The following is a 23,442-nucleotide window of genomic DNA, read 5'->3' as shown; positions in this document are numbered from 1 at the left end:
TCCTAGGCTGGAGCAGTGAGCAACCACCTGCCGAACGAAGCCCGAGTCATCCCTCTGCGCCCGCACGGCGCGCGCCCCGCCGGAGCACCGCCGCGCCAGGCGCCGCCGGCCCCCGCCGCCAAGGAGCCGCTGTGGCGGGACCTGGTGGGAGACGTGCTGCGCCGTGAACGCCTGGCACAGGAGCGCACCTTGAAGGACGTCGCCGACGAGGCGCGGATCTCCATGCCCTACCTCTCGGAGGTGGAGCGCGGCCGCAAGGAGGCCTCCTCGGAGGTCCTCGCGGCCGCCGCCCACGCCCTCGGACTGAACCTCGGCGACCTGCTGACGAGGGCCCAGGGCGAACTGGTCCGCGTCACCTCGCGCTACACGGCCGGCCGCCGCGGGGCGACCACCTCGTCGCACGACGGAATGTGCCTGGCCGCCTGAGCCGTACCGGCCGGCGCCTCAGACCCTCACGAGGCGCCGGCTGAGCACCTCGTCGGCCAGCCCGTAGCCCACCGCCTCCTGTGCGGTGAACACCTTGTCGCGGTCCATGTCGGCCCGCAGGGCCGCCACGTCGTGGTGGGTGTGCCGGGCCAGCACCTCCTCCACCTGGGAGCGGATCCGCACCATCTCCTTGGCCTGGAGCGCCAGGTCGGACACCATGCCGCGCTGTCCGCCGGCGGCCGGCTGGCCGAGCAGCACCCGGGAGTGCTCCAGCACGAACCGCCGCCCCGGATCCCCGCCGGCCAGCAGCACGGCCGCAGTGGAGGCCGCCTGCCCGACGCAGAACGTGGAGATCGGCGCCTGCACGAATGTCATGGTGTCGTAGATGGCCATCAGCGAAGTGAACGAGCCGCCCGGGGAGTTGATGTAGATCGCGATCTCGCTCTCCGGGGAGGACGACTCCAGGTGGAGGAGCTGGGCGATGACGACGTTGGCGACGCCGTCGTCGATCTCGGTGCCGAGGAAGATGATCCGCTCGGACAGCAGCCGGCTGAAGACGTCGTAGGACCGCTCGCCCTGCGGGGTGCGCTCGACGACGTTCGGAATCGTGTACGAACCCATCACTGCAGCCCCATCCTGCGCCGGGTGGCCGCCGGGCGGACGTCCGCGAGGGACTCCACGACCCGGTCCACCATGCCGTACTCGCGGGCCTCCTCGGCCGTGAACCAGCGGTCCCGGTCGCCGTCCCGGGAGATGGTCTCCTCGCTCTGGCCGGTGTGCTCGGCGGTGATCCGCTCGATGGTCCGCTTGGTGAAGTCCAGGTTCTCCGCCTGGATCTCGATGTCGGCGGTGGTGCCGCCGATGCCCGCCGACGGCTGGTGCATCATGATCCGCGCGTTCGGCAGGGCGTAGCGCTTGCCCGGCGCGCCGACGCTCAGCAGGAACTGGCCCATGCTGGCCGCGAAGCCCATGGCCAGCGTGGAGACGTCGTTCGGGATGAGCCGCATCGTGTCGTAGATGGCGAGGCCCGCGTGCACCGCCCCGCCCGGGCTGTTGATGTACAGGCTGATGTCGGTGTGGGCGTCCTCCGCGGACAGGATGAGCAACTGGGAGCAGACCCGGTTCGCGGAGACCTCGTCGACCTGGGTGCCCAGCAGGACGATGCGCTGCGCGAGCAGCTGGGCGGCCAGATGGTCGTCGAAGCGGGTCGGAGGGGTGTCGCCCTCCTCCGCCCGCGGGGCGAGCGTCGTGAGTGCAGTCATCGGTTCTCCTCGTCGTGGCGACCAGCGCCGTGGACGTGTCGGGGATGTGCCGTCGACTCCACTCTTGACCTCCGGCGATGCCCGCGAACGGTTTCTCTGCCCTCGGCAGATCCGCTACCGGCAGAGCCCTCCGGCTCAGCCCTTGTCGCGCAACTGCCGGAAGAACGCCCGCACATCACCCACCAGCAGGTCCGGCTCCTCCATCGCCGCGAAATGCCCGCCGCGGTCGAACTCCGTCCAGCGGACGATGTTCTCCGTCTGCTCCGCCTTGTGCCGCAGCGGGATCTGGGGGTCCCCGGCGAAGGACGCGACCCCGGTCGGCGCGGTGGAGGGATCCTGCGGGGCGGCGGTCCTCCCACCCCGGGCGTGGGCGCGCTCGTAGTAGATCCGGGCCGACGAACCGGCCGTGCCCGTCAGCCAGTACAGCATCACGTTCGTGAGCATCAGGTCCCGGTCGACGGCCTCCTCGGGCAGCTCCTCCGAGTCCGTCCACTCCTGGAACTTCTCGACGATCCACGCGAGTTGCCCCACCGGGGAGTCCGTGAGCGCGTAGGAGAGCGTCTGCGGCCGGGTGGACTGCACATGGAAGTAGCCCGTGCCGTCGCGGGACCACTCCGCCCACCGCCGCCACGAGGCCAGCGTGCGCTCCCGCTCGGCCGGGCTCAGCGCCTCCAGTTCCCCGGCGGCCGGCTCGACGGCGGCCTGAGCGCCGGGCAGCAGATTGAGGTGGAGGCCGATCACCCGGCCGCTGTGGACGCGCCCCAGTTCTCGGGAGATCGCCGCCCCCCAGTCGCCGCCCTGCGCGCCGAACCGCTCGTAGCCGAGGCGCTTCATCAGTTCGGCCCAGGCGTCGGCGATCCGGCGTGCTTCCCAGCCGGTCTCCCGGGTGGGGCCGGAGAACCCGAAGCCGGGGATGCCCGGCAGCACGAGGTGGAAGGCGTCGGCGGGATCGCCGCCGTGGGCGGCCGGGTCGGTCAGCGGTCCCACGATGCCGGCGAATTCGACGATCGACCCCGGCCAGCCGTGCGTGACGATCAGCGGGGTGGCGTCGGGCTCGGGGGAGCGGATGTGCGCGAAGTGCACCCGTGCGCCGTCGATCTCGGTGGTGAACTGCGGCCAGGCGTTCAGCCGCGCCTCCGCGGCCCGCCAGTCGTAGTCGTGCCGCCAGTACCGCACCAGCTCGCGCAGATAGCCCGACGGAACGCCGTACGTCCAGCCCACGCCGGGCAGCTCGTCGGGCCAGCGGGTCCGGTCGAGGCGGTCGTGGAGGTCGTCGAGGTCGCTCTGCGGTACGTCGATGCGGAAGGGCCGGATGCCGCTGTCGGCGGGCGATGACGTCATGACCGGATGCTAGTTCCGAACGGTGTAGCGGCCATCCGAATGTGACGGCCCCCGGCCGATGAGTTCCGGGGCGAGTGCCGGTCGACAGTGGTGACAGCGTTCGACGCGTGCAGGAGGACTCATGACCACCGACGGTTTCACCACGTGCCTCTGGTTCGACGGCCAGGCCGAGGAGGCCGCCCACCACTACGTCTCGATCTTCAAGAACTCCAGCATCGGCAAGATCGCGCGCTACCCAGAGGGAGCGCTCCAGACCGCCGGCAGTGTGATGACGGTCGAGTTCACGGCCAACGGGCACCGGTTCCTCGGGCTCAACGGCGGCCCGCAGTTCAAGTTCACCGAGGCCGCCTCCTTCATGATCTTCTGCGAGAGCCAGGAGGAGATCGACTACTACTGGACCAGGCTCACCGAGAACGGCGGGGAGCCGGGCCCCTGCGGCTGGCTCAAGGACAGGTTCGGCGTGTCCTGGCAGGTCGTCCCGGACCGGCTCTCCGAGATGATCAGCGACCCGGACCCGGCGAAGGCGTCCCGGGTGACCCAGGCGTTCATGGCGATGAGCAAGTTCGACATCGCCGCACTGGAGAAGGCGTACGCGGGCGAATGATCTCTCCCGTCACACACGGGGGCGGAGCAGGCTCCGCCCCTACGCCGTCTCGGCCAGGATCTCCCCGATCACATGCCGGGAGTTCTCCGCGACCGGCGGGTTGGTGTCCCAGTAGTACGGCAGGGCGATGACCGCGATCGACAGGGCCCAGCCCCGGGCCCGTGCCCATTCGGCCTCGTCGGCACCCACGGCCTCGCGGAAGACGCCGCGGGCGGTGGCGGGCAGCACACACCAGGCGCCGATGAGGTCGACGGCGGGATCCCCGACCCCGACCGTGCCGAAGTCGATGACGGCGCTCAGCCGCCCGCCCGTGACCAGGAGGTTCCCGGCCATCAGATCGCCGTGGGCCCACAGCGGCGGCCCGGTGTGCTCCGGAGCCCGCAGGGTCTCCTCCCACACCCTGGTCACCGCGGCGGTGTCGACCCGTCCCGCGAGCCGCCCGAGCGCCTCCCGCAGGAAGGGGTCGCGGGTCGCCAGCGGCACGCCCCGGTAACCCGGGGGCCCCTCCGACGCGTCGATGCGGCGCAGGGCCGTGACGCACGCCGCCAGGTCCCCGGCGAGCAGGGCGGGCTCCTCGATCCTGCCGGGCACCGGGTTGTGGCCGTCGAGCCAGCCGTAGACCGACCAGGGCCACGGGAACCCGTCACCGGGTTCTCCCCGGCCGAGGGGTTCGGGTGAGGCGGCGGGCAGCCCCGGGCCCAGCCGGGGCAGCCAGCGCAGCTCGTGCGCGATGGCCTCCACGGCGCGGGGATGCCGGGGGAGCCGCACGACCTTGTCCGCACCGAGGCGGAACATGGCGTTCTCCGTTCCGGAGGACTCCAGCCGCCGCAGGGGCAGCCCGGCCCACTGCGGGAACTGCCCCGCGATCAGCCGGCCGACGAGCAAGACGTCGATGGCCAGCTCGTCCTCATGCATCCGCACCGCGCACATGGCGCCCATTCGAGCGGTCAACGCGCCGCCTGTCGAATGGTTTTGGTGACCTCCCGGGCGATGCGCAGGATGCCGGGCGAGCGGACCGGGCAGGGCTTGGGCCGGGTGGTGGTCGGGGCCAGGCAGAAGTGCAGATAGTCGTCGTCGCGGTGCAGGGCCGTGCGGTCGCGGCCGGGCTGTGTGCACAGGCCGGGGCGGGCACGCTCGTGGGCCGTGCACGGCAGGTACTGCGTCCAGGTGTAGCGGTCCGCGGCCGGGCTCACCGCCTTCCCGGCGTCCGCCACGAGGTCGCCCGAGGCGGCGGCCCGCTTCTCGTAGAGCGCGTTGACGCGCCGGACCCGGTCGGGGGTGATCGGGTCCGGGCCCTGGGACACCCAGACGATCCGCGGGCGGCTGCCGCCCCCGGCCGCGGTGATCTGCTCGGTGAGCCGGCGCGCGTCGGCGTCGTAGCGGCGGAAGTACCGGGCCGGGGACTTGTCGTAGGTGATGCCGTCCATGCACGGCGTGTAGCCCCAGGAGTTCCCCCAGAACTGCAGGACCACGAAGTCGGGCCGCAGCCTGCGGACCAGGGCGGCCGCCTTGTCCGAGGCCGGCACGAGGGACCGTTCGGCCGTGCCCTCCAGGTAGTCGCACAGGGTGGTGCCGGAGTAGGGGGCGCCGGTGTACCTCGCCTTCAGATCCCGGCGTAACTCCTGGCCCAGGACCTTCTGGGCCTCCATCGCCAGCGAGTCGCCGAGGAACAGCACCCTGGGTGTCATCCTCCCCGGCTCCGGGCCGGGGGAGGCGGGGGCCCGCTGATGCGTGGTGGCCGACGCGCGCGGCGCGGCCGGTGCCGGCTCCTCGGGTCCGGACGCGGGATCCCCGCACCCGCCGAGGAGCACCCCGGCCAGTATTGCCCCCACGATCCACTGCTTGCGCATACGGCAACTCCCGCCCCGGCCACCGAAACGGCACTCAGGCAAGCACAGCCGGGCGCCGGGGGGAAGACATCCGCCGGACGCGATGGTCCGGGCCGGTGGCCGCGACCACACCGCGGGCGGCCCGCTCGGCGCGCGGGTCGGCCGCCGGGTGGCTAGCGTGAGGAAGCGGACGATTCCACCCATTCGGAGAGGGCCGCGCTCATGGCCGTGCAACCTGAAGGAACTCCCTGCTGGGCCGACGCGATGTTCGGCGACCTCGAAGGAGCCAAGAGCTTCTACGGGGACGTCCTCGGCTGGACCTTCGCCGAGGCGTCCGCGGAGCTCGGCAACTACACGGAGGCCTACGCGAACGGCAAGGCGGTCGCCGCCGTCGTCCCGCCCATGCCCGGCCAGGAGGGCCTGTCGCAGTGGTGCCTGTACTTCGCCGCCGATGACGCCGCCGCCACCGCCGGCCGGATCCGCGACAACGGCGGCGAGGTGCTGATGGAGCCCATGCAGGTCGCCGACTTCGGCACCATGTGCATGGCCCGCGACCCCGGCGGTGTCGTCTTCGGCATCTGGCAGGCGGGCACCCATGAGGGCTTCCAGGCGATGGCCGAACCCGGTGCCTACACCTGGGCGGAGGTCTTCACCCGCGAGCCCGCGAAGTCCGACGCGTTCTTCCCCGCCGTCTTCTCCTACCGGCAGCGGGACATGGAGGACGGCGAGATGGACTTCCGGATCTACGATCTCGGCGAGCGCACCGTGCTGGGCCGGATGAAGATGGGCGAGGACTTCCCGCCCGAGGTGCAGCCGTACATCAACGTGTACTTCACCGTGGAGGACTGCGACGAGGCCGTCGCGAAGGCCACCGAGCTAGGCGGTGCGCTGCGGTTCGGCCCGATGACCACCCCGTTCGGCCGCTTCGCGGCGATCAGCGACCCGCAGGGTGCGTACTTCTCGGTGATCGACATCACGAAGACCGAGGGAGAGATGCCGAAGCTGACCGACGTGGCCTAGGTGCCCGGACCTCCCGGCCGGGCGGCCCCCACGGCCATGGCATGATCGAGCGCATGCGTGAACGTGTTGTGGCCGCGTGTGACGGGGCTTCGAAGGGAAATCCCGGGCCCGCGGGCTGGGCCTGGGTCGTCGCCGACGCTTCCGAGACGCCGGAGCGGTGGGAGGCGGGGCCGCTCGGCAAGGCCACCAACAACGTCGCCGAACTCACCGCGCTGGAGCGGCTGCTGGCGGCGACCGACCCGGACGTGCCGCTCGAGATCCGGATGGACTCGCAGTACGCGATGAAGGCCGTCACCACCTGGCTGCCCGGCTGGAAGCGCAACGGCTGGAAGACCTCCGCCGGCAAGCCGGTCGCCAACCAGGACCTCGTCGTACGCATCGACGAACTCCTGGACGGCCGCTCGGTCGAGTTCCGCTACGTCCCCGCCCACCAGGTCGACGGCGACCGGCTCAACGACTTCGCCGACCGCGCCGCCAGCCAGGCCGCCACCGTCCAGGAGCCGGCGGGCAGCGGCCTCGGCTCCCCCGAGCCGCCGCCCGCCCCGGACACCCCGGCCAAGGCCCCGCGCTCCCGCCCGCGCGCGGCCAAGGCCGCGGGGAGCAAGGGCTCCGCCCGCACGATCAAGGCGAAGTTCCCCGGCCGCTGCCAGTGCGGCCGCTCCTACGCGGCCGGTGAGCCCATCGCCAAGAACGACAACGGCTGGGGCCACCCGGAATGCCGCACGGGCGCGAGCGTCTGATCAGACGTCGAACGTGTAGTGCGGCGTGTGGTCCAGCAGATCCGCCGGGCTCATGTCGTGCCACGGCCGCATCGTCTCGTTGAGGTCGATCACGTTCGGCGTGCCGGCGGCCGGCAGATAGCCGGAGCCGGGGTGCCGGCGCTGCCACTCGGCCCACAGCTTGTCTATGTACGCGTGGTGCAGCCAGAACACCGGGTCGTTGGGGGACACCCCGGTGGCCATCTGCCCGCCGACCCAGACATGGACGCGGTTGTGCAGGTTGACGCCCCGCCACCCTTCGAGGTGGTTGCGGAAGCCGTCCGAGCCGCTGTTCCAGGGCGCCATGTCGTACGTGGACATCGACAGCACTGACTCGACCTCGGCCCGGGTCGGCAGCTCGCGCGTACCGGAACCGAGGGAGCGCCGCAGGAACGTACGGCCGTCGACCCGCACGTTGACCGGCCAGTTCCCGCCGGACGCGGAGAACGGCCCGTCCGTCACCCGGCCGTCCCGCTCCCGCCCGGTGCCCCCGAGGAAGTCGGGCGCCCACAGCGAGGCGCGCGGCGTACGGTCGACGGTCCAGTCCCAGTAGGGCAGCGACACCGACGAGTCCACCGACTGCAGCGCCCGCTCGAACTCCAGGAGGAATCTTCGGTGCCAGGGCAGGAAGGACGGTGAACGGTGCCCGGTCCGCTCGCCGTTGTCGGTGTCGGAGACGATGAAGGCGTTGTGCGTCGTGACGAACTCGTCGTAGCGGCCGCTGCGCTTCAGCTCCAGCAGCGCGGCGACGAAACGCCGCTTCTCGTCGGCGGTCAGGGTGGACTGGTTCTTGCGGACAGCCATGTGCGGTTGCTCCAGATGCCTTGCGGGACGGATCAGTTGGCCGGGAAGGGCAGCAGCGGCGCGCCCTGCAGCTCGTCCACCGCGGCGCGGGCGGCGGCCCGCGGGGTGGCCACCGGGTCGTAGTGGCTGACGACGCTGATCCAGCTGCCGTCGGCGTTGCGCATCACGTGCAGCTCGACCCCGTCGACGAACACCGCGTATCCCGCGCCGTGGTGCCCGTGGTGACCGGACCCGGAGGCCCGACGGCCCTGTATCCGGCGGCCCTTGTAGACCTCGTCGAAGGTTCCGGGGGAGTCGTGGTGCCCGGCGGCCGAGGCCGGGACGACGGCGGACAACGTGCCCGCGCTCGTGGCGAGGACGGCCGCGGCGGTGAGCGCGCTGCGACGACTGAGTTCCGGCATGCGGACCTCCAGGGGTGGGTTCGGCTGATGTCCCCGCATGCCTACCGGACCGCCCGCTACCGGGAGAAATCAACGCGAGCCGGTTGGCTGCGATCCGGGCAATTCCCCTTATGTCGTGCAAGGTTGAACGAAGGTGATCTTGCCCCGCCAGGGTCGCGCGGGGGTCCGGAAGGGGAAGTTCCGCCCGTGAGGGGTGCTGTGGCGGGTGTTTCTGCCGGTGCGGTCCGCTGTCCGTGGTGCGCGTCACGCCGCGAAACTGGCGCGATTCGGCGGTCCGGCCGGCGGCGCCACCGTGCCGCTGCTCTCCGCCGGCAAGCGACAGCTCTCGGCCGGGCCGCCCCGGCGGCACCCCATGGCAGACGCCATCGCCCTGGCCGCCGCGCTGCGCGAACATACGGAGCGTGCGGAGCTCCCGCGCGTCCTCGCCCGCTACGAGCGGGAACGCAAGGCCGCCCCGCTGCAGGAGGCGTACCTCACCCCCTAGGGGCCGAACAGCCGGTCCAGGAAGGCGTTGCCGTACACGCGGTGCGGATCGAGCCGGTCCAGTGCGGCGTTCGCCTCCGCCCACGCGGCCGGGCCGACCGCCGCCGGGACGACGTCGCCCAGCACCTCCTGGTCGCTCCACACGTCGTCGTCCGTGTAGGCCCACCCCTTGGACCACTCCACGCGGGTGAGCGCGGATCCGCCGTCGAACGTACGCAGCAGGAACCGCTCGATCTCGCGCAGGAACGCCTCCGCGTCGGGTGTGCCCGGCAGCGTCAGGACGTCCAGCCACACGGCCGTGTCCCACTCGGGGTGGTCCTCCGGCGGCCGGAGCGCCGACAGCAGCGGCGGACGGGCCCCGGCCACGCCGGTGGCGGCGGGGTCGTCCAGGCCGGTCACCCGGATCTCCACCGAGCCGTTGACCGGGAAGCTGCCCCGGGCGGCGTACGCCTCCAGCCGCTCCCGGTAGAACGCGGCGAACTCGGAGACGACCCGCTGCACCCCGTCCCGCGCGGTGAGGACCGCGTAGCCGTCGGCGTGCACCTGCAGCGTGGTCGGCTTCAGATACAGCAGCGTGTTCTTGGAGGGCCCCCAGAGGTCGGCGGACAGCGTCGTCACCAGCCCGAGGGCGGCGGCCTCGTACTGGGCGGTGCCGAGCACCGGCGCGAGGTACCAGGCCGCCTCCGACGTCATCCGGCCGACCAGCTCCGCCACCGGCGTGGGGACGTTGTCGGAGAACGGATAGTTGTACGGCCGGGTCACCTTCCGCGAGGTCAGCGGCCGGGTGGGGGAGACGCTCCACACCTTCAGCCAGGGATGCCCGGTGAAGGCGAACCAGATGGCCTCGACCCGCCCCGCCTCGTCCAGGAAGCTCGCGAACGTCCGCCCGTCGCCCGAGCCGGGCGCGGCGAACAGCTCTCCGGCCGGGATGTCCGTGCGGCTCACGCACCGCAGGTTCGTGTTCGCGCCGACGCGCAGCACCACCTCGGTGACCAGGGACCGCCCGAGATGCGTCAACAGCGCGGCGCAGTCCGCCCCGTCGCGCTGGAAGGTGCGCAGTGCGTACGCACCGGCCCCGTCGTCCCACACCACGGCCGTGAGGGACAGGATCAGGTTGCTGAGCGAGCCGTAGGTGTGCCCGGGCTGCCGCTGCTCGCCGCGCGCGGGGACGGCCGTGCCGTGGCCGTCGACGGCCAGGACGCCGCCCAGGGTGAGCACGCCGGGAGCGGGTGCCGCGGTGACACCGAGGCCGTGCTCCTCCAGGAAGGTGAGCAGGTCCTCCATGGTGACTCCGGTCCCGGCGCGCACCGCGGTCGGGGAGTCCAGGGCGAGGCCCGTGAGGTGGACCGCGGTGTCGACCAGGAGGACCGGGGCCCCGGGCCGCGTCCCCTCCGTCACCGTCAGCGGCGACCAGCCGTGCGCGGCGCCCCGGGCACGCACCCGCCACCCGTGCCGCCACGCCCAGTTGACGACGGCGACCACCTGGTCCGGGCCGTCCGGAGCACACGCCCACAGACCGTCGGCTGTGATCTCACCGACCCAGTTGCGGTAGGCCGAGCGGTACAGCGCGACGTCCGCCGGGAAGTCGGGCAACTCCGCGGCGGCGGCAGCGGGATCCGCCGGCAGGCCGGGCAGCGCGGCCAGGGCGGCGGCACCGAGGAGGAAACCCCGGCGGGTCCAGGGCGACGCTTCGGACGGGTGGTTGTTCGTTGAACCGGTAGTCACCGGCGTCACACTAGGGGGCCCGCTGACACGTGACGTGTTCCTGTCGCATCGCCTCACTCGTGTGAGTGAATGGTGGGGGCTCGGCGAGCCGGAGGAGAACGTTCCGCGCGGCGCCGTGACGGGTGACAGACTGACGCCCATGGACGAGCGCACATTCGACAGGTCGGGTCAGCACGCCTCCGTCATCGGTCTGGGCACCTGGCAGCTGGGAGCCGACTGGGGAGATGTCGACGACAAGGAAGCCCTCGCGGTACTGGAGACGGCGGCCGAGGCCGGGGTGACCTTCTTCGACACCGCCGACGTGTACGGCGACGGCCGCAGCGAGCAGACCATCGCCGCGTTCCTCAGCGGCCGCCCGGACCTGCACGTCATGGTCGCCACGAAGATGGGCCGCCGGGTCGACCAGATCCCCGCCAACTACGTGCTCGACAACTTCCGCGCCTGGAACGACCGCTCCCGCCGCAACCTCGGCGTCGACCGGATCGACCTGGTGCAGCTGCACTGCCCGCCGACGCCCGTCTACTCCACGGACGAGGTGTTCGACGCCCTCGACACCCTGGTCGAGGAGGAGCGCGTCGCCGCGTACGGCGTCAGCGTCGAGACCTGCGAGGAGGCACTGACCGCGATCGCCCGGCCGAACGTGGCGAGCGTGCAGATCATCCTCAACCCGTTCCGCATGAAGCCGCTGCGCGAGGTGCTCCCCGCCGCCCGTGAGGCCGGCGTCGGCATCATCGCCCGGGTCCCGCTGGCCTCCGGCCTGCTGTCGGGCAAGTACACTCGGGAGACCGTCTTCCCGGAGAACGACCACCGCACCTACAACCGGCACGGCGAGGCCTTCGACCAGGGCGAGACCTTCTCCGGCGTCGACTACGCCACCGGTGTGGAGGCCGCCACCGAGTTCGCGGCGCTCGCCCCCGAGGGGTATACCCCGGCCCAGCTGGCCCTGCGCTGGATCGTCGAGCAGCCCGGCGTCACGACCGTGATCCCCGGCGCGCGCTCGCCCGAGCAGGCCCGGGCCAACGCGGCCGCCGCCCGCCTCCCGGGACTGCCCGGCGAGACGCTCACGGCGATCCGCGACCTCTACGACCGGCGGATCAAGGACCAGGTCGAATCCCGCTGGTGAGACTGGTCCTCACGGCTCCAGGAGCAGCTCCCTCTCCTGCTCCTGGTCGCCGGAGGCGGCCCCGTCGTCGCGTGCCGTGAACGCCCGAGTGAGCGTGTCGCTCGCCCGCCGCACGGCCTGGGGGCTGCCCTGCACGGTGACGGTCACCGGCGCGGACAGCCGCCCGGAACCCTCCCCGCCACCGCCGGCGGGGCCCGTCTGCCTCTCCCCGTCGAAGGTCGCCGTGTGCACCGTCGCGTTCTCGTCGGCGGGTAGCTCGTCCGGGGCCCCGAAGGTGCCCTCCAGGGCGCGGACGACCGCTCGCGCGTCGTCGGCGCCTCCGCCGCTGAGCGTCACGGTGAGCTGCGTACCGGACATGCGTCCACGACCTCCTCAAGCCTGCGTCATTCGCGCCGTCCGTGTAACCGCCCCCTGATCGCTCAAACCGCCGCGATCCCCGGGACGACGAGTCGTTACGGGGAACCCGGGCAAGAGGAGGGCTCAGGTCTCACACCAGGAGGAAACAGTGGCGGACACGGCAGAGGGCGGGGCGATGCGCCGGGGGCGCAACGAGACGGAGGAGGAGAGAGCGGACCGGATGTGGCAGGAGCTCATCCAGGAGGTCCGCGTGGCGCAGATGGGCGTGCAGATCCTGTTCGGCTTTCTGCTCACCGTGGTGTTCACCGAGAAGTACGACGACCTCTCCGGCACCGACCAGACGATCTACCTCGTGACGGTCGTCCTGGGCGCCTGCGCCACCGGGGCGCTCATAGGCCCGGTGTCCCTGCACCGCCTCGTCTCCGGGCGGCGCGTCAAGCCCCAGGCGGTGCAGCTGGCCTCCCGGCTCACCCTGCTCGGCCTCGTGCTGCTGCTCGCCACGACGACCTCGTCGCTGCTGCTGATCCTGCGCGTGGCGACGCACGACGGCTTCGTGCCCTACCTGGTCGCCGGGGTGGTCGCTTGGTACCTGCTGTGCTGGTTCGTCCTGCCGCTGTGGACGCGGCACCGCTACACGTCGAGGTGACGGTACGGCTGCCGGCCGGACACCCGGCCGGCAGCGGCACCACGGCCGGCCCCGGCGGGCCGTGATCAGCCCCCGGCGAGAACGCCCGCCAGGAAGTCGTCGACGTGGACCTCCTCGCGGCCCGGCTGCACCACCTCGTACGTCTCGCGCAAAAACGCGGCGAACCCCGGCGCCCACGCGAACACCACCGCGTGGTGCCGCCCCCCGTCGGCGCGGGCGTCGCCGAGGAACTCCATGCGCAGCTCCTGCCACATGCCCCGCGCCTGAGGCCGCATCCGCACGTCGCCCACCCCCACCGGACGACGCAGCGCCTCACCGAGCATCTCCCGGTCCAGCTGCCACCGGGCGAGGACGCGGCCGTCGTGGCTGAAGACCACGGTGACGGCGAACGGGTCCGCGGCGTCGTAGCTCAGGTGGGCGAGCACGGAGAAACGGTCCGTGTCGCCCGCCTGGAGCTGCACCACCAGGGTCTTGTGGACGAACGAGTTCACGAGGGGGCCTCCGGGAAGAACCGACGTAGAGCCCTCTAGTACCCCCGATCCCGCCGGAATGCTCAGCCGACCGGGTGATTCCCGCGAGCACCCCGCAGCGACTCGATGCAGACGGCGACGGCCCGCTGCAGATCCTCCAGACGCTGCACCATGTCGTCCTCGTAGAACTCCCCGGCGTCGTCGAAGGTCAGCTCCTCGAACACCTTGGTCGCCTTCTGCAGGCTGCTGTAGAACTTCGTGCGCCGCTCCTGCACCCGTAGCCCCGGGTCCGTCTCCACGACCTCGACGACGAGGGACTTCATCGTGTCGTACGCCTCGGCGGCCCACTCGCCGGCGTCCTCGCCCTCGTCCAGCTCGTCGATGAGCGACAGGTGCCGCTCGGCCTCCTGGCGCAGATCGGCGGGCGCGTCGACGGTCTGCCCGGCGGGCGTCCTGATCTGCCCCGACTCGGCGATCTGGCGCACGTAGCCGATCCGGTCGGCCGCCCTGCTCTCCCCGGCGACGGCCTTCTTCAGCTCGTCGGTGCGCACCACGTCCCGGGCCAGCTCCGACTGGAGGTCCGGGTCCTCGCGGACCCGGTCCAGCAGGGCCTGGCGGGCCGCGCGGGCGGTGGAGGGGTCGGCGAGGATCGCGGCACGAAGGGCGGTGGGGTTCTCCGCGACCTCCAGGGCCTTCGTGGGCCGGATGCCCTCCGCCTCGGCCGCCTCGGTGATGGCGGTGCCGCGCTCGGAGGTCGCGCTGTTGCGGGAGACGTAGTAGCTCAGCCACACGTCGGCGTCCGGCAGTTCGACCTCCTGACCGGGCGTCAGCGCCTCGAAGTGCGGGACCATCCCGTCGTCGGCCGCCCGGTCCCACGCCTTGTAGTAGCGCATGACCCGCTCCGGGGAGCAGCCGGCGAGTTCCGCGAACTCCTTCGCGGACACCTTCGACGTCTCGTCCGCGCCCTGCCCGCCGGGCCGCACACTGCGCGCCACCTTCAGCCCGAAGGCCCACCCCCCGGTCCGGGCGTACGCCCCGAACTCCCGCGCGTCCCGCGCGACCGGGTCGGAGACGGGCGCGGGGGCAGCGGGGGACGTCTCGGGCGGGGTGATGGCTACGGTCACGGACGACTCTCCTGGGGCGGGGCAGATCGGATGGCACGAGGTGCGCCCGGAAGCCTAGCGGCACCCGCTGACCTCGCTGTTCACGCCCAGGCGGAGGCGCGTCCGAAAACCGTTGTCCCCGCCGGGCGCGCATGCGCGACGATGTCCGGCATGGTGCGACAGGAGACGGACGTCACGCTGCGCCGCTGTACGGAGTGCCGCGGCCACGCGTACGGCGGCGGCCCCGCCTGTGCCGTCTGCCGTGCCCTGGTGGACGGCATCGTCGAGGGGGAGTGGGCCGCCTTCCTGCGGGAGTGGGACACCGTCGCGGGCGGCGACCAGGAGCGGGCGCTCGCCGAGATGGTCGCGGCCGAACCCCACCGGCACGACTGGCGGATCGTGGACGCCGCCCTCGACCGGCTGGTGTGCCCCGACTGCGGTGGCCGGCTCGCCCGCGGTCCGGCCGGCTGCCCGGCCTGCGACCTGGCGCACGGCTTCCGCTACGCCGCGATCGAGACGGACCGCCCGGGCGTACCGCCCGGCAACGAACACGCGATCCGGGTCAACGTCTCGGTGGTGCGCAGGCCGCAGGTCACCTCGGAGAGCGAAGTGCTCGTCCGGCGACTGTTGCTGCCCTTGCTGCTCGCCGGGTTCCTGCCCACGACGCAGGAGGCCCAGCGGATGAGCGCGCTCGTGAAGAAGAGCCCCCCTGGGCGGAGGGCTCAGTCGCTGGAACGGGCCGTCGAGGCGCTGGCCGAGGGCTTCAGCCGAACGCGTCGCGCAGCGCCGGCAGCAGCGTCTTCTCCGACCAGTCCAGATACGCCGGCTGCGACTCGCCTCCGATCTGCACGAGGGCGACCTCGGTGAACCCGGCCTCGGCGTACGGGCGGACGGCCTCGACGAACGCATCCGGGTCGTCCCCGCACGGGATGGCGTCGGCGACGTCGTCCTGCGTGACGAACTGGGTCGCCGCCTCGAAGGAATCCGGGTGCGGCAGCTCCGAGTTGACCTTCCAGCCGCTGCCGAACCAGCGGAACTGGGCATGTGCCCGCTTGACGGCCGTGTCCCGGTCGGGGTCGTAGCAGACCGGCAGCTGGCCGACCCGGGGCTTGCCCTGGCCGCCGTGCCGGTCGAAGGCCTCCAGCAGCCCGGCCTTGGGTTCCGTGGCGATCACCAGGTCCCCGAGCCGCCCCGCGAGTTCGCACGACCGCTCACCGGAGACGGCGACACCGATCGGCGGCGCCTCGTCGGGGAGGTCCCACAGCCGGGCCGACTCCACGTCGTAGTGCGTGCCGCGATGGTTGACGTGCCCGCCCTTGAAGAGGGCGCGGATGATCTCCACGGCCTCCTCGAACATCTCGTGCCGTACATCGACGGAGGGCCAGCCGCCGCCCACCACGTGCTCGTTGAGGTTCTCGCCCGAGCCCAGCCCCAGCCGGAACCGGCCCTCGGACAGCAACTGCAGCGTCGCCGCCTTCTGCGCCACCACCGCGGGGTGGTAGCGGAACGTCGGGCACGTCACGTACGTCATCAGCGGGATACGGGACGTGGCCTGGGCGGCCGCGCCGAGCACGGCCCACGCGTACGGCGAATGACCCTGCGAGCGCAGCCACGGGAAGTAGTGGTCGGAGGTCACCGAGAAGTCGAAGCCGGCCTCCTCGGCCCGGACCACATGGTCGACGAGGTCACGGGGGCCGGCCTGCTCGGTCATCATCGTGTATCCGATTTGCACCATAACCGGCGAGTCCCCTGACAGCGGGCCCGGAAACGGCTCGATCAAGGCCGCCGACGGGTGCAGGATGCATCCATGAGTGCTTCCCCCCTGCCGACTTCCGGTCCGGCCGCCCAGGGTGTCGACGCCTCCGGCGTGCACGCCTTCCTCGACGCCCTCGAAGCCGCCCCCGAGATCGAGCCGCACAGCCTGATGATCATGCGGCACGGGCACCTGGTGGCCTCCGGCTGGTGGGCGCCGTACACGGCCGAACGCCTCCACCTGCTGTACTCGCTCAGCAAGAGCTTCACCGGGACCGCGGCCGCCCTGGCCGAGGCCGAGGGGCTGCTCGACTTCGACGCGCCGGTGATCTCGTACTTCCCGGAGTTCGAGGCCGACATCACCGATCCGCGCAGCCGGGCCATGCTCGTCCGGCATGTGGCGTCCATGGCCACCGGCCACCGGCGGGACACCGTCGACGAGGCCTTCGGGCGGGACCCCGCCGAGCCCGTGCGAGGGTTCCTGGGGCTGCCGCCCGACGAGGACCCGGGCACGGTCTTCGCCTACAACCAGCCCGCCACCTACACGCTCGCCGCGATCGTCCAGCGGGTCACCGGGCAGTCGCTCAGTGACTACCTGCGGCCCCGGCTGCTGGATCCGCTGGGCATCGGCGAGGTGGCCTGGCGCCGTGACCGTGCCGGCCGCGAGCTCGGCTTCAGCGGCCTGCACGCCACCACCGACGCCGTCGCCCGGCTCGGCCGGCTGTATCTGTGCGACGGGCTGTGGGAGGGCAGGCGGCTGTTGCCTCAGGGATGGGCGGCCCGGGCCTCGCAGCCCCACATACCGACCGCGGGGGCCATGGGTGACGTCGACCGGCAGGACTGGGACCGGGGATACGGCTATCAGTTCTGGACGTCCCGGCACGGCTACCGGGGTGATGGCGCGTACGGCCAGTTCTGCCTGGTGCTGCCGGAGCACGACGTGGTCATCGCGGCGACCGGGGCGACCGAGCTGATGCAGGAGTACCTGAACCTGGTCTGGGAGCATCTGCTGCCCGCCTTCGGACCCGAGCCGCTGACCGGCCGCGAGGGCGCCGACGTACAGCTGCGGGAGCGCCTCGGCCGGCTCGCGCTGCCGCCCGCCCCGGGCCGTCCCGCACCACCGGAGCGGGAGCGGGACTGGACGGCCGCCGCGTTCTTGCGCTCCGCGGAGACCGGGCCGGTCCGGTCGGCCGGGCTCGACCGGGACGCGGACGGCTGGACGCTCACCCTCACCGGGGAAGGTGACCGGCCGGACCACCCGGACCGGCTCGCCCTGCGTCTCGCGGGGGAGGGCTGGACGGTCGCCGGGGAACCCGTGCCGACCGCGGTGAGCGGCGGCTGGACCGATGCCGGCACGCTGGCCGTGGACGTGGTGTTCCTGGAGACCCCGCACCGCCTGGCACTGACCTGCTCCCTCGCCGACGGGACGCTCACCGCGTCCTGGCGCACCCAGCCGCTGCACGGCGGACGGCTCACCACCCTGTGCGCCCCGCGCCGCTCAGTCTGAGCCGGGCCGGAAGGTCTTGAAGAACGTGCGCAGCGCTTCCTGGTTGGCGGCGTCCTCCCAGTCGGCGTCCGGGGTCGTCCAGCGCAGCGAGAAACTCCGGCCGCCGCCCAGCAGGAGACCCCGGCCGAGGGTGTGCACCCGGGTGCCGTCGACGTCGGCGGTCCACTCCATGTCGGCGGCCTTGCGGCCCTGGTACGTCGTCGCGCGGATCGCTCCGATCCGGTCGTAGTCGTCGGCCTGCTTGAGGTTCGGCTCGACGTCGTCCCGCCACACGGTCACGGGGTCCGGACCCGCCTGCTCGCTGTAGGTGACGGCCAGCGTGCGGCCGTCGCCTACAGCGCCGAAGACGACCCGGTACGCATCGCCGTCGCGGTCGGTGTCCAGCCGCTTGAAACCCTCGGGCAGCGCGACGGAGAAGCCCTCGGGCGCCCGGTAGCGCTGGAAGCCGGGTGGCAGGGCCGTGGCCGGGGCGGACGGGGTGGGCGTGGGAGTGGGCGTGGGGGAGGGGGACGACGGAGTGGGGGTCGGGGTGGGGGACTTGGGCGGGCTGGGCGGCCCGGACGGATCAGGGCTGCCGCCGCCGGTGCCCTCGCCCGGCGTGGCGGCGGAGGCCGGCGGCCGGGCCGGTGATTCGGCCGCGTCGTTGCCGCCGTCCGTGCCGGGCAGCCCCTGGGTCGCGGCGAGCACGGCGACCGCCACGGTGACGACGGCCAGGGCCGTCCCCGCCACCATGGTCCGTCTGCTCCACGCCGGGCTCCCCGGCAGCATCGAGGCGTAGGCGCCGCGCAGCCGCGGAACCGGCGTCGCGGCCAGGGCCGCCTCGGGGTCCTCGCTGAGCGCGCGGGTCAGCGCCTCACGCACGACCGGGCGGGTCAGCCGCTCCCGTGAGTCCTTGCGGAGCAGCCCCTGCACGACCTGGGTGAGCGGCCCGGCGCGCACCGGCGTGCGCAGCGGCAGCCGGTCCACGCCCTTCAGGGTGTTCTCCGGACGCCCCCGGTCCCGGAACGGCGGGCGCCCCTCGACCATCGTGTACAGGATCGCGCCCAGCGCCCACAGATCGGCCGCGGGGCCGATGCGCTGGTCACGGGCCTGCTCCGGGGACGCGTACGCCGGTGCCGTCAGACGTGGTGCGAGGGTCGCGCCGGCCAGGCCGAAGCCGGTGACGACGACCGAGTGGTCCTCGCGTACGAACACCTGGCCCGGGCTGAGCTCGCCGTGTGTGATGCCCTGGGCGTGCGCGGCGTCCAGCACGTCGAGCAGCTCCAGACCGATCCGCGACGCCCGCACGTAGTTGAACGTGCCCTGCTCGGAGAGGAGTTCGGCGAGCGGGGTGCCGTCGATCCACTCGTTGACGGTCCACAGGGCGCCGGCCTCCTCCACCGCGTCGACGACCGTGGCGATGCGGCCTGGGCACAGCAGTGCCATGTTCTCGGTCGTGCGCAGCAGGCGGGCGGCGGCCCGGCGCTCCGCCCCGCGCGGGTCCTCCGGAAGACCGATCTGGGTCACGAGGCACGGGCGGGAGAACTCGCCGGTCCCGCTGTCCTCGGCGTACCAGCAGACGCGGTTGGTCTCCCGCTGGATGATCTCGAGCAGCCGGTACCGGCCGGCGACCAACTGGTGTGTGGAGACGTGCGCCCTGCCCATGGCCATCCCTCGCTGGAAACCTGGCTCTCACCTTTTCCAGAGGTACGGGGAGAGAGCCCGTCCGCGTTCAATCGGATCGCAACTCCGTGGTCATTCTTGTCTTTTGTTCAAGAGATGGGAGCAAGTGTGCGAAAGGCAACGGTCTTTCACGGGCTCGGGTGCGATTCACCTCGACCGCCCGGGCCGCCACGGGCGCGAAGAATTCGCCCGCAGCAGGCCCTGGATTAGCAAATTCCGGCCCGGCCTGGAGGTAACCGCCGGTAAATGCGGACGTGTACAACGTCTGAACTCCGAGCCCTCCGATGAATTCCGCGAAGGATTCCCCGACAGCGGCCGGATCGTCAGCGCAGACCGAAGCGACGCGACCAGGCGAACAGGTCGCCCGTCGTCACGTTGCCCCCGCACACCACCAGACCGAGCCTGGCACCGTCGCCGACCCGCTCCAGGACCTGCCGGGCGGCGGGAAGCAGACAGCCGGCCGCCGGTTCGGCCCACACCTTGGCGTGGTCTGCCAGGTCGAGGGAGCCCTGCACGGCCTCCCGGTCCGGAACCACGAGAACCTCCGTGACCAGGGCCGAGACGTGGTCGTACGTCAGCTGCGACACGGACGGGGCGCTGAGGGTGGAGACGATCGACGACAGCGCGACCGGCAGCGGGCCGCCCGCCGCCAGCGCCTCGGACATGGCCTGCGCGCCCTCGGTCTCCACGCCCCACACCCGCACCCCGGGCCGGCGGGCCCGCAGCGCGGCGGCGACACCGGCGATCAGACCGCCGCCCCCGATGCTCACGAGGACGTCGGTGAGCGCACCGGCGTCGGCGGCGAACTCCAGCCCGACCGTGCCCTGCCCGGCGATCACCACCGGGTCGTCGAAGGGGTGGACCAGGGTCAGACCCTCCTGCTGGAGTCGCGTCATGAGCGCGAACGCGCCGTCCATGTCGTCGGTCAGCCGCACCGCGGCGCCGGCCGCCTCCGCGATCTCCACGGCACGGGCGGGTGCCGAGCGCGGCATCACCACCGTGGCCTTCACATCGAGGGCCGCGGCCATGACGGCCAAGGCGATCCCGTGATTGCCGCCGCTGACCGCCACCACTCCGGCGGCCCGCTCGGCCGCGCCCAGCGACAGCAGCTTCGCCGCCGCCCCGCGCGCCTTGAACGAGCCGGTGCGCTGCAGCAGTTCGAGCTTGGCGGTGACCGGCGCACCGAGCAGCTCCGAGAGCCCCGGGCTGTCCACCGTCGGGGTGCGTACGACGTGCCCGGCGATCCGCCCGGCCACGGCCTCGATCTCCGAGATGCCGATCATGGCAGCCATCCTCCCGGCGCGGGGTCGCGGAACGCGCCGTGTCGAACCCTGACGCGGGGGAGGGGGCGAGGTCAAAGGGGTGCGGGTGGCGGAGCGCACGTCGATGGATCGCCGCGGCAGGGGTGGGGCGGTGTGGCCCTGTGCATACCCCCCGGCTGCGCCGAGAGCCCGCCGGGCCGGGGTGCCGGGCTGGTACGGGGCCGCCCGTGCCCGTTCCTGGGGTGCCGCGCCTGGTGCTTGCCCCGCGCCCGTTGACCTCGCCGGAGCTGCCCTGCCCGGCCGGAGGGCGGGCTGGTCGCGTCGGCTCAGGTATCGCGCTGTACGCCCTGTGGCAGGGGTGGGACGGGTGGCCGCGTGCGTGGCCCACCCGGCCGCGCCGAGTGCCCGCCCGGCCGCGCCCAGTGCCCGCCCGGCCAGGGTGCCGGGCCGGTACGGGATCGCCCTTGCCGCCGTCCTGGGCGTTCCGCGTCGGCCCAGGTGGTGCGCCCGGTGCTGGCCCCGCGACCGTTGACCTCGTCGGAGTGCCGATGTCCGCCCGGAGGGCAAGCCGTTCGCGTCGGTTCAGACGTCGCGTCGTACCAGGTACGCGAGCAGCGACCGCAGGTCGGTGGCGGCGTCCGCGGCCAACGGCGCCCCGGCGAGAGCCGCCTCGACTGCTGTGATGTGCCGCCGGGCCTCCGCCATCGCCGCCGAGCGCCCGCCCGCTTCCTCGATCAGCGCCGCCGCCGTCTCCGGCGCGTCCCCCGCATCCAGGAGTGCGGCGACGCGGCCGCCCAGCGGGGAGCCGAGTGCCACCAGCACCGGGAACGTCTTCTTCCGCTCGCGCAGATCACCGTGGACCGGCTTGCCGGTGACACGGGGATCGCCCCAGATCCCCAACACGTCGTCGACGATCTGGAACGCGACTCCGAGATGCCGGCCCGCCCGGTCGAGCGCGGCGGCCGTCTCGGGGCCGGCGCCCCCGAGCACGGCACCCAGCGCTGCCGCGCAGCCCAGCAGTGCACCCGTCTTGCCCTCGGCCATCGCCCGGTACTCGTCCGGTCTCACCCGCTCCGGCCCCGTCCACGGACGGTCGGCGAACAGCAGGTCGTCCGCCTGCCCGCGCACCAGATCACCCAGCGCCACGGACAGCGTCCGAACGGCACCCGCGCCCCGCGGCTGCGCGGCGAGGGTCTCGACGGCCAGGGCGAACAGGGCGTCGCCCGCGAGCACCGCCGGCCCCGTGCCGTAGGCCTTCCACACGGTCGGGCGGCCCCGCCGGTCCGCGTCGCCGTCCATGATGTCGTCGTGCAGCAGGGAGAAGGTGTGCACCAGTTCCACCGCGACGGCCGCCGCCACCCCGGTCCGCCCCGGAGCGCCCGCCGCCTCGGCGCCGAGCACCGCGAGCGCCTGCCGTAGGCCCTTGCCCCCGGAGGCGACGGCCGGTGCGCCGCCGACCTCGCACCAGCCGAAGGAGTACGCGGCCATCTCGCCGACCCAGGGATGCAACCGTCCGACGGCTTCTTCCAGGGCCGGCCGGACCAGGGCGCGGCACCGGTGGAGGACCCGGGGGATGTCGTCGGCGCCGATCGCGAGATCACGAAGCTCGCCCGGTCGTGCCGTCCGAGCGGCCGGGGCACTCCGGCCGGAGCTGATAGCCGTCGCCGCCTTCACCCTCGCCGCCTTCACCGTCGTCGGCAGCGCCGTCACCGTGCCGCCTCCGTCGCACGCCCGACCGCCGGTATGCCGAGTTCCTCGTGGGCCCGGCCCACCATCCGGCGGGCGTGCTGCAGGCCGATGCGCTCCAGCAGGCCGGCGAGGTCGGCGAGTTCGGCCGCCGTCTCGTCAGGGTCGCGGCCCAGGCGGGCCAGGGACTTGGCGAGTCCCAGCCGCGACAAGGCCTCCCCGCGCGGCTCGCTCATCTCCCGGAACTCGTCGAGCGCCTGCTCGTACAGCTCGCGTGCCTGCGCGTAACGCCCCGCCCGGTACAGGACGTTGCCGCGCATCTTGTGGTTGTAGGCCAGTGCACTGGACAGCCGCATCGCGCGGCACGTCGTCTCCGCCTCGCTCAGCAGCTCCAGGGCCCGCTCGGTGTCGCCGTCGCGCACCGACACCACATCGGCCAGCCCGCGCAGCGCCCAGGCGTGGCCGCGCCGGTCGTCGGCACGAGCGGCGATCTCGGCGGCCTCCTCGAACAGCGCGTACGCCGTGTCGTAGCGCCCGGTGTTGCGGTGCATCTGCGCGATGCCCTCCAGCGCCCACACCGTGTGCCGCGCCTCCCCGCGCCGCCGGGCCTCGGCGAGCAACTGCTCGTGCAGCCGGCCGACGGCCTCGTAGTCGCCCTGGATGCGGCCGGTCTCGGCCAGGCCGGCCAGGGAGTAGCCGCGGACGACGATGTCCCCGCCCTGCTCGCCCAGATCGGCCGCCAGCCGGAGCAGCCTGCGGGCCAGCGGGAGCGCGCCGCGCTGCCGGGCCAGTGTGCCGCCGCTCCACAGCGCCCAGGCCATCGCCCCGACGTCCCCGGCCTGCCGGGCCGCGCGGTAGCTCGCCTTCCAGGCCCGGTCCGCGTCCTCGATCCGGCCCAGCCGGCGGTGCGCCTCGGCCACCGCGAGTCCGGACCGCGCCGCCTCCCCGGGCTGCCCGGCGCGCTCGGCCGCCCTCAACTGCTCGGTACCGGCGGCCAGGACGTCGGTCAGTGAGGAGTTGACGGACAGGGTGGTGAGCGCGCCCTGGTACTCCGGGGCGAATGCCTTGCCGTACATCGATGCCTTTCGGTCCGTATGCACACCATGTATACACAGTGCGTATACATGGTGTGCATAGAAGGGAAACCTGCCCTGGCCACAAGGGCCAGGGCATCACCTGTTGCCGGTCAAGACGTCGGCGGCACGGACCGGGTTGCCTCTG

Annotated in this window: 25 protein-coding genes; 9 read left to right on the top strand and 16 right to left on the bottom strand. The window is 72.8% G+C overall.

The window, feature by feature from the left end; translation table 11 throughout:
* The first annotated feature begins 15 nt into the window (after positions 1-15).
* On the top strand, positions 16-426 hold the full coding sequence (locus tag RFN52_RS02320; RefSeq protein WP_184854335.1) for a helix-turn-helix domain-containing protein: 411 nt from the start codon (positions 16-18) through the stop codon (positions 424-426).
* Positions 427-444: 18 nt separating this feature from the next.
* Here RFN52_RS02320 and RFN52_RS02315 read toward each other — a convergent pair whose 3' ends face one another.
* The 3 genes from RFN52_RS02315 to RFN52_RS02305 all read right to left on the bottom strand — a co-directional run bounded on the left by RFN52_RS02315 (position 445) and on the right by RFN52_RS02305 (position 3,029).
* Positions 445-1,047: a ClpP family protease gene (locus RFN52_RS02315; protein ID WP_184854336.1), complete on the bottom strand. Its 603-nt coding sequence runs from the start codon at positions 1,045-1,047 to the stop codon at positions 445-447.
* Positions 1,047-1,688, bottom strand: a complete 642-nt coding sequence (locus tag RFN52_RS02310) for an ATP-dependent Clp protease proteolytic subunit (RefSeq protein WP_184854337.1) — start codon at positions 1,686-1,688, stop codon at positions 1,047-1,049. Before RFN52_RS02310 ends, RFN52_RS02315 begins: the two co-directional genes overlap by 1 nt.
* 135 nt (positions 1,689-1,823) lie before the next feature.
* Positions 1,824-3,029, bottom strand: a complete 1,206-nt coding sequence (locus tag RFN52_RS02305) for an epoxide hydrolase family protein (protein WP_184854338.1) — start codon at positions 3,027-3,029, stop codon at positions 1,824-1,826.
* A 121-nt stretch (positions 3,030-3,150) separates the two neighbouring features.
* On the opposite strand from RFN52_RS02305, the gene RFN52_RS02300 reads away from it, so the two are divergent.
* Positions 3,151-3,633, top strand: coding sequence for a VOC family protein (locus RFN52_RS02300; RefSeq protein ID WP_184854339.1), 483 nt, complete (start codon positions 3,151-3,153; stop codon positions 3,631-3,633).
* Positions 3,634-3,672: 39 nt separating this feature from the next.
* On the opposite strand, the gene RFN52_RS02295 is transcribed toward RFN52_RS02300, so the two are convergent.
* The gene (locus tag RFN52_RS02295) at positions 3,673-4,572 is read right to left on the bottom strand and encodes an aminoglycoside phosphotransferase family protein (protein WP_373308632.1); all 900 of its coding nucleotides are present in this window, start codon (positions 4,570-4,572) and stop codon (positions 3,673-3,675) included.
* 8 nt (positions 4,573-4,580) lie between these two features.
* Positions 4,581-5,483, bottom strand: a complete 903-nt coding sequence (locus tag RFN52_RS02290) for an SGNH/GDSL hydrolase family protein (protein ID WP_184854340.1) — start codon at positions 5,481-5,483, stop codon at positions 4,581-4,583.
* A 201-nt stretch (positions 5,484-5,684) separates the two neighbouring features.
* Between RFN52_RS02290 and RFN52_RS02285 the strand changes: the two genes are divergently transcribed.
* A complete protein-coding gene (locus tag RFN52_RS02285; protein WP_184854341.1) occupies positions 5,685-6,482 on the top strand; it encodes a VOC family protein in 798 nt (265 codons plus the stop codon).
* A 41-nt stretch (positions 6,483-6,523) separates the two neighbouring features.
* Entirely contained in the window at positions 6,524-7,222 is a 699-nt protein-coding gene (locus RFN52_RS02280; protein WP_184854342.1) for a ribonuclease H family protein, read from the top strand.
* On the opposite strand, the gene melC2 is transcribed toward RFN52_RS02280, so the two are convergent.
* Positions 7,223-8,044, bottom strand: a complete 822-nt coding sequence (gene melC2, locus RFN52_RS02275) for a tyrosinase MelC2 (protein ID WP_184854343.1) — start codon at positions 8,042-8,044, stop codon at positions 7,223-7,225.
* Between the two features lie 32 nt (positions 8,045-8,076).
* On the bottom strand, positions 8,077-8,445 hold the full coding sequence (gene melC1 / locus RFN52_RS02270) for an apotyrosinase chaperone MelC1 (protein ID WP_184854344.1): 369 nt from the start codon (positions 8,443-8,445) through the stop codon (positions 8,077-8,079).
* A gap of 217 nt (positions 8,446-8,662) precedes the next feature.
* On the opposite strand from melC1, the gene RFN52_RS02265 reads away from it, so the two are divergent.
* Positions 8,663-8,929, top strand: coding sequence for a hypothetical protein (locus tag RFN52_RS02265; protein WP_184854345.1), 267 nt, complete (start codon positions 8,663-8,665; stop codon positions 8,927-8,929).
* Here the strand turns inward: RFN52_RS02265 and RFN52_RS02260 are convergent.
* Positions 8,926-10,653, bottom strand: coding sequence for a cholesterol oxidase substrate-binding domain-containing protein (locus RFN52_RS02260; protein WP_184854346.1), 1,728 nt, complete (start codon positions 10,651-10,653; stop codon positions 8,926-8,928). The genes RFN52_RS02265 and RFN52_RS02260 overlap by 4 nt on opposite strands.
* Before the next feature lie 139 nt (positions 10,654-10,792).
* On the opposite strand from RFN52_RS02260, the gene RFN52_RS02255 reads away from it, so the two are divergent.
* Entirely contained in the window at positions 10,793-11,776 is a 984-nt protein-coding gene (locus tag RFN52_RS02255) for an aldo/keto reductase (RefSeq protein ID WP_184854347.1), read from the top strand.
* A 9-nt stretch (positions 11,777-11,785) separates the two neighbouring features.
* Here the strand turns inward: RFN52_RS02255 and RFN52_RS02250 are convergent, their stop codons facing one another.
* Positions 11,786-12,133 carry a hypothetical protein gene (locus RFN52_RS02250; protein WP_184854348.1) on the bottom strand — a complete coding sequence of 116 codons (348 nt, stop codon included), beginning with the start codon at positions 12,131-12,133 and terminating at the stop codon, positions 11,786-11,788.
* A gap of 175 nt (positions 12,134-12,308) precedes the next feature.
* Here RFN52_RS02250 and RFN52_RS02245 point away from each other — a divergent pair, with 175 nt between their 5' ends.
* A complete protein-coding gene (locus RFN52_RS02245; protein ID WP_373308631.1) occupies positions 12,309-12,779 on the top strand; it encodes a DUF6328 family protein in 471 nt (156 codons plus the stop codon).
* 65 nt (positions 12,780-12,844) lie between these two features.
* Here RFN52_RS02245 and RFN52_RS02240 read toward each other — a convergent pair whose 3' ends face one another.
* Together RFN52_RS02240 and RFN52_RS02235 are read right to left on the bottom strand one after the other, a co-directional pair.
* A complete protein-coding gene (locus tag RFN52_RS02240) occupies positions 12,845-13,270 on the bottom strand; it encodes an SsgA family sporulation/cell division regulator (RefSeq protein ID WP_062924942.1) in 426 nt (141 codons plus the stop codon).
* Between the two features lie 62 nt (positions 13,271-13,332).
* Complete coding sequence (locus RFN52_RS02235; protein ID WP_184854350.1) at positions 13,333-14,373, bottom strand: hypothetical protein; 1,041 nt, start codon at positions 14,371-14,373, stop codon at positions 13,333-13,335.
* Positions 14,374-14,523: 150 nt separating this feature from the next.
* On the opposite strand from RFN52_RS02235, the gene RFN52_RS02230 reads away from it, so the two are divergent.
* On the top strand, positions 14,524-15,219 hold the full coding sequence (locus tag RFN52_RS02230) for a hypothetical protein (RefSeq protein WP_184854351.1): 696 nt from the start codon (positions 14,524-14,526) through the stop codon (positions 15,217-15,219).
* Here the strand turns inward: RFN52_RS02230 and RFN52_RS02225 are convergent.
* Entirely contained in the window at positions 15,116-16,087 is a 972-nt protein-coding gene (locus RFN52_RS02225; RefSeq protein ID WP_184854352.1) for an LLM class F420-dependent oxidoreductase, read from the bottom strand. The two genes, RFN52_RS02230 and RFN52_RS02225, sit on opposite strands and share 104 nt — an antisense overlap.
* A 72-nt stretch (positions 16,088-16,159) precedes the next feature.
* Here RFN52_RS02225 and RFN52_RS02220 point away from each other — a divergent pair, with 72 nt between their 5' ends.
* Positions 16,160-17,611, top strand: coding sequence for a serine hydrolase domain-containing protein (locus RFN52_RS02220; RefSeq protein WP_184854353.1), 1,452 nt, complete (start codon positions 16,160-16,162; stop codon positions 17,609-17,611).
* Here RFN52_RS02220 and RFN52_RS02215 read toward each other — a convergent pair.
* The 4 genes from RFN52_RS02215 to RFN52_RS02200 all read right to left on the bottom strand — a co-directional run bounded on the left by RFN52_RS02215 (position 17,603) and on the right by RFN52_RS02200 (position 23,297).
* Positions 17,603-19,255, bottom strand: coding sequence for a serine/threonine protein kinase (locus RFN52_RS02215; protein ID WP_184854354.1), 1,653 nt, complete (start codon positions 19,253-19,255; stop codon positions 17,603-17,605). The genes RFN52_RS02220 and RFN52_RS02215 overlap by 9 nt on opposite strands.
* A 341-nt stretch (positions 19,256-19,596) precedes the next feature.
* The gene (locus RFN52_RS02210) at positions 19,597-20,556 is read right to left on the bottom strand and encodes a threonine/serine dehydratase family protein (RefSeq protein ID WP_184854355.1); all 960 of its coding nucleotides are present in this window, start codon (positions 20,554-20,556) and stop codon (positions 19,597-19,599) included.
* Between the two features lie 561 nt (positions 20,557-21,117).
* Positions 21,118-22,245 (bottom strand): polyprenyl synthetase family protein, encoded by a 1,128-nt coding sequence (locus tag RFN52_RS02205; RefSeq protein ID WP_374050146.1) that lies wholly within the window; start codon positions 22,243-22,245, stop codon positions 21,118-21,120.
* Positions 22,242-23,297, bottom strand: a complete 1,056-nt coding sequence (locus RFN52_RS02200; RefSeq protein ID WP_184854356.1) for a tetratricopeptide repeat protein — start codon at positions 23,295-23,297, stop codon at positions 22,242-22,244. The genes RFN52_RS02205 and RFN52_RS02200 overlap by 4 nt, the downstream gene beginning before the upstream one ends.
* Positions 23,298-23,442: the final 145 nt, after the last annotated feature.

The organism is Streptomyces collinus, from assembly GCF_031348265.1.
GTDB lineage: Bacteria > Actinomycetota > Actinomycetes > Streptomycetales > Streptomycetaceae > Streptomyces > Streptomyces collinus.
Note: the sequence above shows the minus strand (reverse complement) of the source record. Positions and strands in the feature narration are given on the sequence as shown.

What these genes read in the sequence shown, in the direction of transcription:
- RFN52_RS02310 (WP_184854337.1), bottom strand. Translation starts at nt 1,688, where the DNA reads ATGACTGCACTCACGACGCTCGCCCCGCGGGCGGAGGAGGGCGACACC.
- RFN52_RS02315 (WP_184854336.1), bottom strand. Translation starts at nt 1,047, where the DNA reads ATGGGTTCGTACACGATTCCGAACGTCGTCGAGCGCACCCCGCAGGGC.
- RFN52_RS02230 (WP_184854351.1), top strand. Translation starts at nt 14,524, where the DNA reads ATGGTGCGACAGGAGACGGACGTCACGCTGCGCCGCTGTACGGAGTGC.
- RFN52_RS02225 (WP_184854352.1), bottom strand. Translation starts at nt 16,087, where the DNA reads ATGGTGCAAATCGGATACACGATGATGACCGAGCAGGCCGGCCCCCGT.
- RFN52_RS02220 (WP_184854353.1), top strand. Translation starts at nt 16,160, where the DNA reads ATGAGTGCTTCCCCCCTGCCGACTTCCGGTCCGGCCGCCCAGGGTGTC.
- RFN52_RS02255 (WP_184854347.1), top strand. Translation starts at nt 10,793, where the DNA reads ATGGACGAGCGCACATTCGACAGGTCGGGTCAGCACGCCTCCGTCATC.
- RFN52_RS02300 (WP_184854339.1), top strand. Translation starts at nt 3,151, where the DNA reads ATGACCACCGACGGTTTCACCACGTGCCTCTGGTTCGACGGCCAGGCC.
- RFN52_RS02250 (WP_184854348.1), bottom strand. Translation starts at nt 12,133, where the DNA reads ATGTCCGGTACGCAGCTCACCGTGACGCTCAGCGGCGGAGGCGCCGAC.
- RFN52_RS02280 (WP_184854342.1), top strand. Translation starts at nt 6,524, where the DNA reads ATGATCGAGCGCATGCGTGAACGTGTTGTGGCCGCGTGTGACGGGGCT.
- RFN52_RS02285 (WP_184854341.1), top strand. Translation starts at nt 5,685, where the DNA reads ATGGCCGTGCAACCTGAAGGAACTCCCTGCTGGGCCGACGCGATGTTC.
- RFN52_RS02215 (WP_184854354.1), bottom strand. Translation starts at nt 19,255, where the DNA reads ATGGGCAGGGCGCACGTCTCCACACACCAGTTGGTCGCCGGCCGGTAC.
- RFN52_RS02290 (WP_184854340.1), bottom strand. Translation starts at nt 5,483, where the DNA reads ATGCGCAAGCAGTGGATCGTGGGGGCAATACTGGCCGGGGTGCTCCTC.
- RFN52_RS02295 (WP_373308632.1), bottom strand. Translation starts at nt 4,572, where the DNA reads ATGGGCGCCATGTGCGCGGTGCGGATGCATGAGGACGAGCTGGCCATC.
- melC2 (WP_184854343.1), bottom strand. Translation starts at nt 8,044, where the DNA reads ATGGCTGTCCGCAAGAACCAGTCCACCCTGACCGCCGACGAGAAGCGG.
- RFN52_RS02200 (WP_184854356.1), bottom strand. Translation starts at nt 23,297, where the DNA reads ATGTACGGCAAGGCATTCGCCCCGGAGTACCAGGGCGCGCTCACCACC.
- RFN52_RS02305 (WP_184854338.1), bottom strand. Translation starts at nt 3,029, where the DNA reads ATGACGTCATCGCCCGCCGACAGCGGCATCCGGCCCTTCCGCATCGAC.
- RFN52_RS02245 (WP_373308631.1), top strand. Translation starts at nt 12,309, where the DNA reads ATGCGCCGGGGGCGCAACGAGACGGAGGAGGAGAGAGCGGACCGGATG.
- RFN52_RS02210 (WP_184854355.1), bottom strand. Translation starts at nt 20,556, where the DNA reads ATGATCGGCATCTCGGAGATCGAGGCCGTGGCCGGGCGGATCGCCGGG.
- melC1 (WP_184854344.1), bottom strand. Translation starts at nt 8,445, where the DNA reads ATGCCGGAACTCAGTCGTCGCAGCGCGCTCACCGCCGCGGCCGTCCTC.